The organism is Bacillus sp. GW823-FHT06B01, from assembly GCF_058952315.1.
The window spans coordinates 461,139-475,496 of sequence record NZ_JBXAHR010000001.1 but is presented as its reverse complement, the minus strand read 5'-3'; the positions used below and the strand labels follow the sequence as shown (position 1 = coordinate 475,496).

Genomic DNA, 14,358 nt, shown 5'->3' with positions numbered 1-14,358 from the left:
ATTCATATAGTGTTGCGATTTTACAAAGAAATATTACATAAAAATGACATTCATAAGATTTCTTTAAAATTCGCGTTTCCGTTCATAATAAGAATGCTTACTTATACATTTATTTAAAAAGGCAAGCATTTTTTAGGAGGGTTTCGATGAAAAAGAAAATATGGCTTATATGCCTTGCATTATTTATTACTATGATATTCTCTTCATGTAATGCAACAAATGCAAATTCGAAAGGAAAAATTAAACTTGGTGTAACAAGTTGGAAAGAAAACATTGCAACTGCAAACATGTGGAAAGTTTTATTAGAACAAAAAGGTTACAAAGTTGAGCTCATGTACTTAGAAAAAGCTGCAATTTGGACTGGCGTTGCTCGCGGTGATGTTGATGCTAATTTAGAAGTATGGCTACCCGTTACGGATAAACCGCTAAATGCTCGTTATAAAGATGATATAGTCTTAAAATCAAAATGGTATGAGGGTACTGGACTTGGCCTTGTCGTCCCTTCTTATATGAAAAACATTAACAGTATTGAGGATTTAAATGCTCATAAAGATGAACTAGATAACAAAATTGTCGGTATCGAACCCGGTAGTAGTCTTATGAATTTAACAAATAAAGCGATGAAGGAATATGATATTAAACTAAAACTTGTCCAATCTTCTGAAGCTGCGATGATGAGTGAATTAAAGAAAGCATATACGAAAAAGAAACCAATCGCTGTTACGCTTTGGAATCCGCATTGGGGCTTTTCAGAATTTGACTTAAAATATTTAAAAGACCCTAAGAAAGTATATGGTGAAAAAGATGACATTTATTACTCTGTTCGTAAAGGTTTCGAAAAAGATTATCCAGATATCGTGAAATACTTTGACAAATGGAAAATGAACGATGAACAACTTGGTACATTAATGGTCATGTTAAATAAAACGAAAGATCCTGAAGAAGCGGCGCGCAAATGGATTGAAAAGAATCAAGCGCTAGTTGATGAATGGGTAAAAGATTAATAAAACAGGCTAGAGGATATGCTATTCCTCTAGCCTGTTTTATCTTATTTTTTCGTAACAACATCATCTACAATCCCATATTCTTTCGCTTCTTCAGCAGTCATAAAATAGTCTCTTTCTGTATCATGTGCTACTCTTTCAATCGATTGCCCCGTTTTTTCTGCAATCATTTTATTAATATCACGCTTTAACTTTAGTATTCTTTTCGCTGTTATTTCAATTTCTGTTGCCTGGCCTTGCGCACCGCCAAGTGGCTGATGAATCATAATTTCACTGTTAGGGAGCGCAAACCGTTTTCCTTTTGCACCTGATAATAATAACAATGCACCAAATGATGCTGCAAATCCCATGCATAGCGTTTGTACATCTGGTTTAATGAGATTCATCGTATCTAATATGGCAAAACCCGCTGTTGTTGAACCACCTGGGCTATTGATGTATAAATATATATCTTTCTCTGCATCTTCCGCTTCTAAAAATAATAATTGAGCTACGACACTACTCGCTACTTGATCATTTATTTCTGAACCGATAATAATAATACGGTCTTTTAATAACCTTGAATATATATCATAGGAACGTTCTCCTAATTTCGTTTGTTCTACAACATATGGAATTGCATTCATTTTATATCCCTCCAATAATTGTTATGCGGCGCAAAGCACACAACTGTAGGAAGAAGGTTTTTTCACATTAAATAATAAGACTGGCTGTTTAGATGGTAACTTAGTAAAATCTATTGTCGGAAGCAGTTTCGTTAATAATTCCGGTCTCTCCTCTCGAATAGACGTTACTACAACTTCCATATCATCTGTGAATTCGACGATCTCAATCCCTTCTTCACTTACAGTTTTCAGCCTATTTCTACTACGAAACAAAGAAGCTTTTACTGCCCCTTCCGATACGGAACATACTTTAGCAATATCAGCGATACTATATTGAAAAACATCCTTTAATAATAAAATCGTGGATTGCTGTACATTTAATGAAGATAATACTTTCCCTACCATTTCATGCAAATCTGCAATATTCTCTTGTGGTTCTTCAAAAGTAATTTGTTCCTTTATTTTTTCATGAACTGATTTTGATTTCATCTGGTCTAACCAACGATTTCTAGCTATTTTATATACAAGCGTCATACAAATATCTTTATTACTATATTTTTGAAGAACTTTACAAACTGTTTCTTGGGCAAGATCTTCGCCGTCCCATTTGTTTTTTGTTAAAAATGTACAGTACCTTTTCAATTCTCCATATTGCTCAATTAAAAAGTTTATATTTGAATGATTCATATCGATATGATTCTTTAAAATATGAGTTACTTTTGTGCACAAAATAACCACTCCTTTTCAGCGCTTACTTAATTAACGATTAAACAAATAAAAAAGTTACGGGGCATATAAAAATATTATGTTTATGTTCAATAATTCGCGGTCATAAATATGTTATGTACAATTTTACGTGAGGAGGAACAAATTTGCCAAAATTAACAATTGAAGGTGCGGGAACTTTTGATGTAAAAGAAGGCACAAAGTTAGTATTAGCGATCGAAGATAACGGTGTACACATTCTCCATCGCTGTGGTGGGAAAGCGCGCTGTACAACTTGTAGAGTAGAAATTATAGCAGGTGAGTTTTGTGAAGCAAGTTCTAATGAAAAAAATGCAATTACGGAAAAAGGAATTGAAGATCACTTACGTTTATCATGCCAAATGCACGTACATAAAGATATAGTCGTTCGTCCTATACTTACAGTGGAAAATTCAGGTCTAGATGCAGGCCCACGTCCAGCAGAATAATATGCTGAATTTAAAACAGCTCGCTGGTGAATATGCTGCAAACTTTGTAAAAGATGGGATGAAAGTTGGACTTGGCACAGGTTCTACTGTATATTGGTTGATACAAAAATTAGGTGAGCGTGTAAAAGAAGGCTTATCATTTCAAGCTGTACCAACGTCAAAAGAAACGGAAGTATTAGCTAAACAACTAAATATCTCTCTAATTTCGTTAAACGACGTACAAAGCCTTGATCTTACAATTGATGGAGCGGATGAAATTGATGCTAATTTACAACTTATAAAAGGTGGTGGTGGCGCATTACTTCGCGAGAAAATTGTTGCCACTTCCTCCAAAGAACTAATTATTATTGCTGACGAATCGAAACTTGTAACACATTTAGGTACTTTCCCATTACCTATTGAAATAATACCTTTTTCCTGGAAACAAACCGAAAGGAAAATTCAATCTTTAGGTTGTCAAACAACGTTACGTTTAAAAAATAATGAAACGTTTATTACCGATAACAATAACATGATTATTGATTGTATATTCCCTCATAACATAACTAATCCTACCAATTTACACACTCAATTAAAAATGATTACAGGTGTAGTTGAAACAGGATTGTTTGTTAATATGACTAGTAAGGCGATTATTGGAACAAAAAACGGGATAAAGGAACTATAATGAAAGCTGACTCTTACAGTCAGCTTTTTATATTTTCTCTGTATTGCGTATCATTATGATATACTATGAAAACAAAAGAACATCACACTAGAAAGGACTGAACAATTTGCACTCTAAAGTCATAACAGAACTTACAGATTTAGAAACTGCCTTTCATATTCGAAAAGAAGTATTTGTAAAAGAACAAAGTGTCCCTCTTGAAGATGAATTCGATACATTCGATAAAATCGGTGAGAAATGCAAACATATTTTAGTTTATTATAACGATCTTCCTGTAGGTACAGGTCGTATACGATTTGTTGACGGTGCAGGAAAATTAGAGCGAATTTGTATTTTAAAAGACTATCGTAAATATGGATTAGGTAAAGTCATCATTCAAACGTTAGAAGAAATTGCTCGTAATGAACAAGCTACAAAAGTGAAATTACACGGGCAAATACAAGCTGAAGGATTTTATAGGAAATTAGGCTATGAAACTTCTTCTGATATATTTATGGAAGATGGTATTCCACATATACTTATGATGAAAGTGTTATCATAACAGAAAGGTGACTATATTGTTTATTCATATAGTCACCTTTCTGTATCTTATTCACTTGAAAGCAAAGAACCTATCATACATAGTCTTAAAACAACCTTAATGAATTGGTGTTCTCTAGTTTTCTATTCGCACTATATTCTGTTAGCTTTCACTTTAAAAAGATTATTTTATTAAACTCACTATGAATTGTTCTCTACTATCTCTTCTCTTTCTTCTCTTATTTGACCGATTAATGAAACTACAGAACCAACTGCTTGAATCCAACTCCCCATAATCACTATAATCTGTCCATCCTCCTCATTTCCTTCCGAAATTTCTTCCACTTTATCCCCACTAGTTTTCAATTCATCTATTCCACCAATTGCCTGTAATGAATTTCCAGTCGCTTGTAACACATTCCCGGCAATGTTATACGATTCATCTATATCGGAACTATCCTCTAATTCCCCACCTATTGATGTAATACCACCTAATGCTTGTATCCAATTTCCTGCAATCACTACTTTTTTTTGTGTATTATCTTCAAATTCTATAATGAGTCCTGTTAAAACCGTTATATTACCAATTGATTGGATTTCATTACCGATTTTTTCAAGAGATATTTCCCCTTGTCCATCAGCTTCCAGGCCGTTCCCTGTTGCCTGTAATACATTCCCCCATACGTTTAAATCTCTTCTTAATTCGTCGTTCAATTTTTTAAAAGGTGTACTACCAATCGCAGCAATAATTGTCCCTACTGCAACAAACCAAGCACCAACTATCTCCTTAATCGGATCATCCATTTTCAATCTATCCCGTCATTAATTTACTACTTACAGGATATGAATTTATGCATCTCCATGTTAATAGCCTACTACTCTCCATTTGAATAAAACTCGATATTTCGTCAATACTATAAATACATCAAGTGTGACATCTCTGTTTGGAGCAGTTAGCTTTTGCTAATCGCTCTTTTATTTCGTTCTTGCTTCTCGAAGAATTCTTTAAATACGTTTCCCCATACGTACACATTCTGTATTCCCCCTTGAATACAATACATAACTCAATATAATATCTATGTATCTAGATTACTACCCCTGTATCGATTAGTTAAAGTTGGCTAACTGCTTCATTATTTGCAATGAAATTAAATTTCTGAATTTTTTTAAAATCCATCTCGATATTCATAATTCCAAACATCTAAAATCAAAAAAAATAATTGTATCATCACAGGAAAATTTTCCGAATAACTTTTTTGTTAAAAAGTTTTCACCTTAAAATTAGACAAGCATATGTTATTGAATGGAGATTCTCCATTCATAAGATTCTTACCTTTCTTATCTAGAGCACACTTCAATGTGTGCTTATTTTTAGTTAGAAACTACAACATCCTCAAATATATTTCTTTTTTTACAAAAGCGGATATTATTCTTTTGTACAAGCACTCTTTCCTTTTAATTAATAATATATATTGATATTCCAAAGAAAGGAGAGCAAAATATTTATGGCTAATTATTTTTATAAAGATGGTAAAAAATATTATAAAAATCAATCGCATTCGAACGATCAAAAAAATAACTGTTTTATTGAAACTCATACGATAACTGGTTCTGCAGAAAATGCAAATGGAAATATACCTTTATCTATTTTCCTTGAAACCACCGCGCCACAAACTGTATTTGAGGATTTCACAAACAATCATAATAAAACATTAATTCAGTTATTCGTTGTCGGGATGAGTGCACCCGTTCAAGTAACTATTCTAACAAGAAAATCTAGCCGCCCAATTACTGCAACATTACAACCTGTTCAAACAAAAATATTTCAAGTTGAAGATTTTCAAAGTCTTACTTTTACCAAACAGGAAGGTCCTACTAGTATAGTTAGTTTATTTGTGCAAAAAACATTTTGTATTTGCTGTAACGATAATAAGGATTCGTGTGATGAATATTATCAAGATTGTAATTAATAGATTAACGCAGCAAAAGAAACCGTTTTATACAGGGTTCTTTTTATTTCGCTCCATACATTTTCAAAAACATTTTAGAATCATACACTATGATTTTTCTTTAAATCTCTCCTTCCCCGTTATTTTATGAAAATAACACTTTAGTTTAATTACGGGACTTATCATCATTTAATGAAGGAAAGTAAAATTTAGAAAAAAAGACGACGTATTCAACGTCGTCTTTTTTATAAACAGAAAAGTGAATTCTCAAAATTTCCTTTTGCATCAAAGCCCATCATCTCTTAGTTCATACCTAGGTAAAGCTTACACTCTTTTCCATAATGATAAGGCATAAATCCAGTTTGGATCCCCATTTCCTTTATAACTCTGGACAGCTTCATATACTTTTCCCTCGTGTAGAACTCTATCTCCCTTTTCATATGCTTTCTTTGAATTCCACTCTTCATATGAAGCGCTTTCAGTTTTTGTAGTAATTGTGAATATATCACTCTGTACAGATTCATTTCCAGCTACATCAACAGCTTTCACTACATATTTATAAGTAGTATTAGGAAGTAAATTTTTATCCATATAAGAAGTCGCATTGGATGTTGCAATTTTTTTCAATGATCCTTCTGTTTCTCTATAAATATCGTAATGGTCTACACCAATATTATCGTCAGAGGGACTCCACATTAGATCCACACTTGACGCTGTCGTTCCCATACTATGTAATCCTTTTGGTTGTGTTGGTACTTCTGTATCAGGCGCCTCAACTGTTGTTTTTACTGTAAGCGCTGCACTTTCTTTCGATACATTTCCAGCTGAGTCAATTGCTTTTACAGTATAAGAGTATTCTGTACTTGGTTGTAATTTTTTATCAATAAAATGAGTTCCTGGTACTGTATCAATCATCTCTCCGTTACGGAAGATTTGATACCCTTTTACCCCTACATTTTCCGTAGAAGCGTTCCACGTTAGTTCTATACTATTCGCTGTTACTTTTTGTGTCTGAATTCCATTTGGAGTACTTGGAGCTTCTATATCTGGTTTCACATCATTAATAAGATTAACATCAATTACATTATAGAATGCATTTGCTGTATCAGCTACATCCCATACTGCTAAAATCACATGATATCCACTTCGATCATTAGGTACATTGATTTTGTGAGTTAAATGATTTGAGGCTGCAGAACCATCATGTTGTACAGTACCAATTGGTTCTAAATCCGCCCTTGTAAGCGCTTTGTTTGGATTCCATCCTTTTTTTGTAATATAGTAATGCCATTTACTTGTTAAGTGAGGCGCTGTATATTTCCAAGTAAAAGTATTTCCCCCGCCTGTGATTGTATTTTTAAACCAACGATCAGCTGTTTGTTGATCTAAAACACCACCAAATTTACCACCTGCAGAAGCGATTTGGCCATCAACTGGGCCAGCTTGCGGGAACCCTTTTGGAGCTTCCAAACTTTGTGGTTCATACATAACACTTCCACAGTTTGCATTTAGTGCACCATAGGTTGGACTACATAAAGCAGATCGGCTGCCAGGTTTTTCAACAAAACCGTGCGCGTATGCGTTTTGAGGAATAAGTGTCGTGCCAATAATTCCAGCTGTTAATGCAACAGCTCCTAGACTTTTTTTGTTCATTTTCATGTTTTGTAGTTGTTTTAATAATCGATTATTCATGTTCCTGTCCCCTTCTTGTTATACTTCGTAGTGTAATGTGGGCTTCGATGTAAAAGAATAACAAGAGACAATCTTGTATCGATGTATGTAATTATGCATACACCGCAGTGAAAATATATTTCATTTCTTGTGAAACATTTCACTTGATGAATATATCATGACATAGAAATCATCAAAGTATGTGCAGAAGTTGTGCAGAAATGATGAAAGCATTAGTAACACGTAAAACTATGGTCCGAATTTATAAAACAGAATATTTAACATTTCAAAACAACGCATTCTCCGATTCATATAAAAGAAGAGTGTCTATATGAAATGATATAGACACTCTTCTCATGTATAATTTTCTATTTATTACTGGCCTATAAATGTAAAAATCTCATCAACAGCTTCCTTATAGCCACCAGATTTTCGGAAAGACTCCTTCAAATTCAAAGCAGCTTCTTTAAATGAAGGATTATTTAATACAAGTTTTACACTTTCACGTAGTTGTTCCACAGTTAATTCATTTATAGATAACTTAATCCCAGCTCCTAGATTCTCTACTTGCTTTGCGATTACTGGCTGATCTGCACTTTGCGGAATTACAATGAGTGGAATCCCGTTATATAGTCCTTCATGTGTACTGTTCATTCCGCCATGTGTAATAAACAACTTTGTATATGCAAGTAGTTTCGTTTGTGGTACATAGTTTTTTACAATGAAGTTTTTAGGAATTTCACCTAAATCACTTATTTTCGTTTTATTACCGATAGACATCACAATTGTATAATTACTATTCTCGAACTCCTTTATGCAAAGTTTATAAAAATTAAGCGCTTCATTAAAAACAGTACCTAGTGAAATGTAAATCGGGCTTTTTTCTTCAATTGTAGTAAAATCAAACTCTTCATCTTTTACTTGTGCAGGGATGGATGGACCTACAAATTTAAATGTTTCATCAAACATATCTCCAAAAGGTTGGAACTCTTTTATTGTATACACAATAGTAAGTGGCGCTGGATTACAGAAAACTTCATATGGTGAGTTTATTTCAACACTATATTTTTCCGCAATCCCCTTAGTTAATCTTTCAAAATCATTATGTATCTTATCCTGAACTTTCACTGGGATACTTTTAGACAAGTGGTCTAACATTTGTTCAAATGATTTTTCATCCTGCGCAAAAGATGTGCATGAATTTATGGCTGGAAGTTTAAGAATTTGAGCAATTAAATGGCCACAACCAAACATAGAATCATGAATCATATAATCAAAATGTTCACCTTCAATTTGTTCTAGAACGCTAGATATTACAATATCCGCTGTATGTAGAAGGCCGTTTATTCTTTCCTGTAAATAATTTCTGCCTCCAGATAGAAACGCTTTTATAAATTTTTGATCATCAATCGTTCGTACAGTAGCACCTGTCTTCTCAATCCGATCCCTGAAAGCTTCTATTGAAAAATAAACGACCTCTTCACCACGAGAAATCAATTCTTCTACAACTTGTAAAGTTGGATTTATATGTCCTTCTGATCCAGCGTTAATAAATAAAACACGCGCCATAATAAACACTCCTTACGTTAAATCGTTTCTATGTTGGCAAGAGTACGGATTTTCTCCATACTCTTTTCTTAGTTGTTCGTAGCATGTTCCTACTAAATTGACCTAGCGAGTCTAAAACCGAGATCATCTATATGAAATGTAGGATGGCTTCGACGACGACAAGTAGCGCCGCACCCTCTCGCTGTTTCAGCCCAACTACCACCACGAAAAATGCGATATGATCCGTACACTGTTTCATCATACAAATCATAACACCATTCCCAAACGTTCCCTAGCATATCATAAAGTCCCCATGCATTCGGTTCTTTTTGGCCAACGTCATGAATCTCTCCATTTGAATTTTCATTATACCACGCTATATCATGAAGTTTCCCGTATGTATATCCGGTTGTACTTGCTTTACATGCATATTGCCACTCTGCCTCAGATGGTAATCGGTAGCCATTTGAATCTAAATTACATTTCACAATTTGACCACCATCACTAATAGAATAATATTCTTTTAATCCCGCTTTTTTTGAAAGTACATTACAAAACGCAATGGCATCGTTCCATGAAATATTGACAACTGGTTTATGATTTTTATCAAAATTATTTAATGGACTATTTGTAATAGCATCATATAGTTCCATTGTTACAGCATACTTCGCAAGAAGAAATGGTTGAATTTGCACTAGCCATTCTTTTTTTATTCGATCATCTCTTAATACTACCTCTCCAGCTGGAATATTTACCATTAATGAATCGATTGTTTGAATTAAATCATTAGTCATTTTCTATTCCTCCAAACGTTCATTTTATATGAATTTATAGTCATATACTCATTACAAAATACAATTTTCAAAAAGCGTTAAATTTTTCATAATAAAAAACGATTAGTTTAATTAAACTAATCGGTAAGATCCAAAAAGAATTGTTGTGTCACATTCTATTATTATATGTGCTCTAAAAATTTCCGAACCTCATTTGGAGATTTTAAAACAATAACCTTTTTCTCTTCGGACAATTGCTCTAACCCTTTTAAAATTGTAGGTCGTTTAGCATTAGGATATTTCCATATCCATTTAAAAAATTGCAAATCAAATCTTTCTTCACATCCCGCGCCCATATCTGGTCTTGTTTTATTCCGGTATTTTACAATTCTTTTAAACGCACGATAAATACAAATTGTTCTATGAATATCAAGGAAGATAATTGTATCAGCTGCATTCAGTCTGATATCCATCGTCCCGCCATAATTCCCATCAATAATCCACTTCTCATCTTTAATTAAGTTATTTTGAACTGCTATTTGTTCTTCTCTCGGAACACCTTCCCAATTCGGTTTCCAAAATAATGCATCAAGATGATGCACCTTAATATTTAATTTATTTCCTAACTGCCTTGCTAATGTAGATTTTCCTGAACCACCAGAACCAATTAATATTATTTTTTTCATACATACCCCTTTTTAAATCTATTATTTCTTCTGTAACGTAAATTCACAAAACATTCCAATCCCAACACCAATTGTATAAGCTACTAAATCATTCCACAGAAAACCATATCCCAACACGAGCCCACCTAAAGTCGTTGCACGAATGCTATCTATCCATTCGGCATGATATAATTGGCTTATTTCAATCCCATAACAAAACAGCAAACTTATAAAAGCCAATTTCTTCGTTTTTATTTTAGGAAATAAAAATCCGAACCCTGTAAAAATCATGAGTGCCCATAAAGCATCACCTAAATAATCATTTAATAGAGCAGGCAGTGCAAAAGCTAACTTTCTTGAACTAAGCCCTAAAATAATAACAATAATTGTAAACGTTGCGTATAGTAATCTATTTCGTTTCGTATTCATTTCAAAACTCCTATTTCATTATTTAAAACTTCAAAATAGCTAGTAAAATATAATTATTTTACTAGCTGTTTTTTAATGGCTTTCATAATAAGAAAATGTGGATTTGTATTTAGATAATGATATGATGTTTCATTTACTTCTCTCATTTTTTCAACCGGCCTCGGTTCCACCATTTTATCTAACACAAAATAATTTGTTGTTTCATTAATTATGTCTTGGAGTGATCTTCTAAAAAAGCTAACTTCTATTGTAATATTTGGTTTAACCCAAGTATCTACTAATAATTGTTTTTCGAAATAATTTTCACTAGTAAACTTTGTAAAATCCATAAAAGGATGATGAATGGAGTATATAAATTCGCCACCTGGCTTCAATACTCGATGAAACTCCTGAAATACTTTATTCCAATTTTCTAAGTAATGAAGCGTTAACGAACTTACAATAACATCAAACGTATTATCTTCAAATGGTAATACTTCTTGCAAGTCATGACAAAGAAACGTTGCTTTATTACCCATACTTTCCTTTGCAGCTTTTACCATTTCAGAGCTTACGTCAATTGCAGTAACATTTGCTCCCCTTTCTACAAATTGAGAAGTATACCACCCAGCTGCACATCCAGCATCTAATATACTCTTCCCTTCTAAATTTTTTGGAATCATCTCCATCATCGCTGGTCTTTCATAATAACTGTTATATGGATTTGCCAAGTCTAGATTTTCTTTATATGTACTCGCTAATTTATCATATGTATCTTTGATCGTGTCTTTCATTACTTCCCCCCCTTATACATATTAATCTAATAACTCTTGCTGCTTTTTCTTTGAAAATGATTGTAGAACTAAATCATATGACCAATCAATCATCTTATTAGTTTGCTCTTGCTCTACATCTTTATGTATATACACTGTATTCCAATGCTTTTTATTCATATGATACCCCGGAATGATTGCTTCTGGATACTCTTCTCTTAATCTTAATGCAAGTTCTGGATCACATTTTAAAGTAATCGCAGCTTTTTCTCCTTCTTCATGGTTTATTATCGCAAATATTTTATTATTAAGCCTCATACATGTTGCATTCCAACCATCAGGAGAATCTTCAGTCGCTTTTCTTTTTGATAAACAATATGTTCTTGTTGCATCCATTCTAATTCGCACCTCTTATTCTTTCACGATTTGATTACGATGCATTACAATTTGTTTCGTCGCTTGAAATTGGTGTTCACCATAAAACTTTATTAATTTCTCTCCACAAAATAGACTAACAATATGAACATGAGAAATCTCTTGAAGTAACATTGTAAGCATCTTCTCTCCAATCCCTTTATTTCTTACAATCTCATGCACAACAACATCTTCTATGTACGCTCGAAAAACACCATCAGAAACGACTCTAGCAAATCCGATTAATTCATTTTCTTCCCATACCCCAATTGCTATACTATGCTTTAACATTTTTTGAATATCGATTTCTTTTCTTTCTGGCCACCAACCGTCAGAGTCATAAAGTTTTTTTATTTTGCCTACGCAGATTGGTTGTTCATGTTGCAATTTATACGTGTACATTTTCTTTCTCCCATCAAATTACTCATTATATTTATTTTGTCTTACTTTACTCCCTTCAATATAAGCTATTGAATCCAACCGGTTATTAAACCCATTGTAAAATTAATTTATAATATAGATTTTACAATTGCAATATAAACAGTCTCTCTCATCCTTTCCTATTTCTTCTATATTAAAAATAGCACGTAATATATTAAGTTGGCTAAAGATAAAAACCACCCAATAAGACGACTTTTATCTTTATTTAACTTCATACCACCAACCTTTTCGATCAAGCCAGCCTTTCATAGCATTTAATTGCGTATCACCAGTTGGTTCAGTAACAAAATACGTTAAACCATCCGATTGTAAAATGAAGGTAGCAGTCATTTTTAAAGAAGTTAACGCTCCCATAACATCTGGAGTTTCATCAGGTGAAAAGGCTACAGATTGAATGATATTTTGTTTAGAAACTTGTCCTTGTATATTTTCTTGTTTCGGTACTGATTCAGTAAACCAGGAAAGTGGTTTATTACCTATTAATTGATTTAAATCACATTTGCCGATACCTGGCACATTACCTGTCTCCGTGTATTGCCAAATATCACAAGGATATGCTGGTTTATTGCCGCCATATCGAGGAATCCATACAAAATCACTTTTTACGTTCGCCATTCCGAAAGGCTCATATACATGATGGCCAACATATAAACCAACTTTTTTAGCACCTAGTCGGCGTAATTCATCGATAAAAGCTTGTGTACCTGCTCTCATGTCATCCATTGTTTTCACTTCTACATCAGCCGCCCAAACTGTAGCGCTCTTATCACCGCGATTCCAAAAATCTTGCGCTTCCTTCTTCGCATCAGCAATTGAAATAAATCGGCAAAATGCATAATTACCGAAAGGAATATTTCTTATTTTCAATGCTTGAGCGTAATTTTTATATAAAGGGTCTACGTAATTCGAACCATCTTGTACCCTAGCGATTACGAAATCTAGTTGTGGAGCTGCTACATCCCAGTTAATGTTACCGTTCCATTTCGAAATATCTACAATGTAACCCATTGCTTAACACCTCCTTTATTAGTATTATATTCAGAGCTCGTCTTATTGCTCTTCTGCTCTTAAAAATTCAACAACATTTGTTAGAAAAACCTATACTACAAGTGTCTTCTACAAAAACAGTAACTCATTTCCAATAAAAAAGAAAATCATAGTTATACGAATCGTACTATTTGTTCTCCTAATTACATTAGCTTGAGTAGTTGCTATAAATTAAAAATAGCATCACCTTGTTTGGTGATGCTTTTAAAATCAACTTTTCTTCTAGAGCACGAATACTATTACTATAGCCGCTTCTCTAAAAAGTGTTGGCTATGTCCTTTAGGGTGATCTTCAACAACACCATATTCTCGGTAGCCGTGCTTTTTATAAAAATCTGGCGCTTGAAAACTAAATGAATCTAATAATATTAATCTACACCCTTTTTCCTTCGCGATGTCTTCGATTTTATGTAACAGTTGACTGCCATAACCATTATGACGAACTGTTTCATCAACCCATAAAAAATCTATATGAAGATGATAAAAATACATCGTTCCTGTTACCCCACCAAATATTTTTCCATCCTCATCTTTTACTACGAAACTTACTTGCTCCATCGGCTGTTTTGCTTCATCCCTTAAAATCGACATGTTATATTGAATTACTTTATTTTTTATGTACTCTCCTTCAGTGCGAGTACCATTCTCTATGTGTTTCATATATTTCTCCATTTCAACTTAG

Annotated in this window: 18 protein-coding genes; 5 read left to right on the top strand and 13 right to left on the bottom strand. The window is 33.4% G+C overall.

Translation table 11 applies throughout. The features are described from left to right. Positions 1 to 146: 146 nt before the first annotated feature. Entirely contained in the window at positions 147 to 1,004 is an 858-nt protein-coding gene (locus AC1Q8N_RS02560) for a glycine betaine ABC transporter substrate-binding protein (protein ID WP_048547352.1), read from the top strand. 44 nt (positions 1,005 to 1,048) lie between these two features. On the opposite strand, the gene clpP is transcribed toward AC1Q8N_RS02560, so the two are convergent. Together clpP and AC1Q8N_RS02550 are read right to left on the bottom strand one after the other, a co-directional pair. Beyond that, the gene (gene clpP, locus AC1Q8N_RS02555; RefSeq protein ID WP_000991621.1) at positions 1,049 to 1,630 is read right to left on the bottom strand and encodes an ATP-dependent Clp endopeptidase proteolytic subunit ClpP; all 582 of its coding nucleotides are present in this window, start codon (positions 1,628 to 1,630) and stop codon (positions 1,049 to 1,051) included. Positions 1,631 to 1,651: 21 nt separating this feature from the next. Beyond that, a complete protein-coding gene (locus AC1Q8N_RS02550; RefSeq protein ID WP_048547354.1) occupies positions 1,652 to 2,338 on the bottom strand; it encodes an RNA polymerase subunit sigma-70 in 687 nt (228 codons plus the stop codon). Between the two features lie 143 nt (positions 2,339 to 2,481). On the opposite strand from AC1Q8N_RS02550, the gene AC1Q8N_RS02545 reads away from it, so the two are divergent. The 3 genes from AC1Q8N_RS02545 (at position 2,482) to AC1Q8N_RS02535 (ending at position 4,010) form a co-directional block, all read left to right on the top strand. After that, complete coding sequence (locus AC1Q8N_RS02545) at positions 2,482 to 2,802, top strand: 2Fe-2S iron-sulfur cluster-binding protein (protein ID WP_001125375.1); 321 nt, start codon at positions 2,482 to 2,484, stop codon at positions 2,800 to 2,802. Between the two features lie 4 nt (positions 2,803 to 2,806). Beyond that, positions 2,807 to 3,469 carry a ribose 5-phosphate isomerase A gene (gene rpiA, locus AC1Q8N_RS02540; protein WP_098079791.1) on the top strand — a complete coding sequence of 221 codons (663 nt, stop codon included), beginning with the start codon at positions 2,807 to 2,809 and terminating at the stop codon, positions 3,467 to 3,469. Positions 3,470 to 3,575: 106 nt separating this feature from the next. Beyond that, entirely contained in the window at positions 3,576 to 4,010 is a 435-nt protein-coding gene (locus AC1Q8N_RS02535; protein ID WP_098077540.1) for a GNAT family N-acetyltransferase, read from the top strand. A 179-nt stretch (positions 4,011 to 4,189) separates the two neighbouring features. Here the strand turns inward: AC1Q8N_RS02535 and AC1Q8N_RS02530 are convergent, their stop codons facing one another. Continuing rightward, positions 4,190 to 4,792 (bottom strand): DUF6944 family repetitive protein, encoded by a 603-nt coding sequence (locus tag AC1Q8N_RS02530; protein WP_098077543.1) that lies wholly within the window; start codon positions 4,790 to 4,792, stop codon positions 4,190 to 4,192. A 701-nt stretch (positions 4,793 to 5,493) separates the two neighbouring features. Here AC1Q8N_RS02530 and AC1Q8N_RS02525 point away from each other — a divergent pair. Further along, the gene (locus tag AC1Q8N_RS02525; RefSeq protein ID WP_098077546.1) at positions 5,494 to 5,958 is read left to right on the top strand and encodes an exosporium protein D; all 465 of its coding nucleotides are present in this window, start codon (positions 5,494 to 5,496) and stop codon (positions 5,956 to 5,958) included. Between the two features lie 303 nt (positions 5,959 to 6,261). Here AC1Q8N_RS02525 and AC1Q8N_RS02520 read toward each other — a convergent pair whose 3' ends face one another. The 10 genes from AC1Q8N_RS02520 to AC1Q8N_RS02475 all read right to left on the bottom strand — a co-directional run bounded on the left by AC1Q8N_RS02520 (position 6,262) and on the right by AC1Q8N_RS02475 (position 14,336). Beyond that, positions 6,262 to 7,629 (bottom strand): lytic polysaccharide monooxygenase, encoded by a 1,368-nt coding sequence (locus tag AC1Q8N_RS02520; RefSeq protein ID WP_098077548.1) that lies wholly within the window; start codon positions 7,627 to 7,629, stop codon positions 6,262 to 6,264. Positions 7,630 to 7,983: 354 nt separating this feature from the next. Further along, entirely contained in the window at positions 7,984 to 9,177 is a 1,194-nt protein-coding gene (locus AC1Q8N_RS02515) for a macrolide family glycosyltransferase (RefSeq protein WP_098077551.1), read from the bottom strand. A 92-nt stretch (positions 9,178 to 9,269) separates the two neighbouring features. After that, the gene (locus AC1Q8N_RS02510; protein ID WP_098067952.1) at positions 9,270 to 9,950 is read right to left on the bottom strand and encodes a formylglycine-generating enzyme family protein; all 681 of its coding nucleotides are present in this window, start codon (positions 9,948 to 9,950) and stop codon (positions 9,270 to 9,272) included. 161 nt (positions 9,951 to 10,111) lie between these two features. Further along, positions 10,112 to 10,615 (bottom strand): DNA topology modulation protein, encoded by a 504-nt coding sequence (locus tag AC1Q8N_RS02505; protein ID WP_000720552.1) that lies wholly within the window; start codon positions 10,613 to 10,615, stop codon positions 10,112 to 10,114. Between the two features lie 21 nt (positions 10,616 to 10,636). Beyond that, the gene (locus AC1Q8N_RS02500) at positions 10,637 to 11,023 is read right to left on the bottom strand and encodes a ribosomal maturation YjgA family protein (RefSeq protein WP_098077554.1); all 387 of its coding nucleotides are present in this window, start codon (positions 11,021 to 11,023) and stop codon (positions 10,637 to 10,639) included. A gap of 53 nt (positions 11,024 to 11,076) precedes the next feature. Beyond that, positions 11,077 to 11,796: a class I SAM-dependent methyltransferase gene (locus tag AC1Q8N_RS02495; protein WP_098077556.1), complete on the bottom strand. Its 720-nt coding sequence runs from the start codon at positions 11,794 to 11,796 to the stop codon at positions 11,077 to 11,079. Positions 11,797 to 11,817: 21 nt separating this feature from the next. Further along, entirely contained in the window at positions 11,818 to 12,171 is a 354-nt protein-coding gene (locus tag AC1Q8N_RS02490) for an MmcQ/YjbR family DNA-binding protein (RefSeq protein ID WP_098077559.1), read from the bottom strand. Between the two features lie 15 nt (positions 12,172 to 12,186). Further along, positions 12,187 to 12,591 (bottom strand): GNAT family N-acetyltransferase, encoded by a 405-nt coding sequence (locus AC1Q8N_RS02485; protein WP_098077561.1) that lies wholly within the window; start codon positions 12,589 to 12,591, stop codon positions 12,187 to 12,189. Between the two features lie 240 nt (positions 12,592 to 12,831). Further along, positions 12,832 to 13,638 carry a GH25 family lysozyme gene (locus AC1Q8N_RS02480; protein ID WP_098079762.1) on the bottom strand — a complete coding sequence of 269 codons (807 nt, stop codon included), beginning with the start codon at positions 13,636 to 13,638 and terminating at the stop codon, positions 12,832 to 12,834. A gap of 281 nt (positions 13,639 to 13,919) precedes the next feature. Next, complete coding sequence (locus tag AC1Q8N_RS02475; protein ID WP_098076133.1) at positions 13,920 to 14,336, bottom strand: GNAT family N-acetyltransferase; 417 nt, start codon at positions 14,334 to 14,336, stop codon at positions 13,920 to 13,922. Between the last annotated feature and the right edge of the window lie 22 nt (positions 14,337 to 14,358).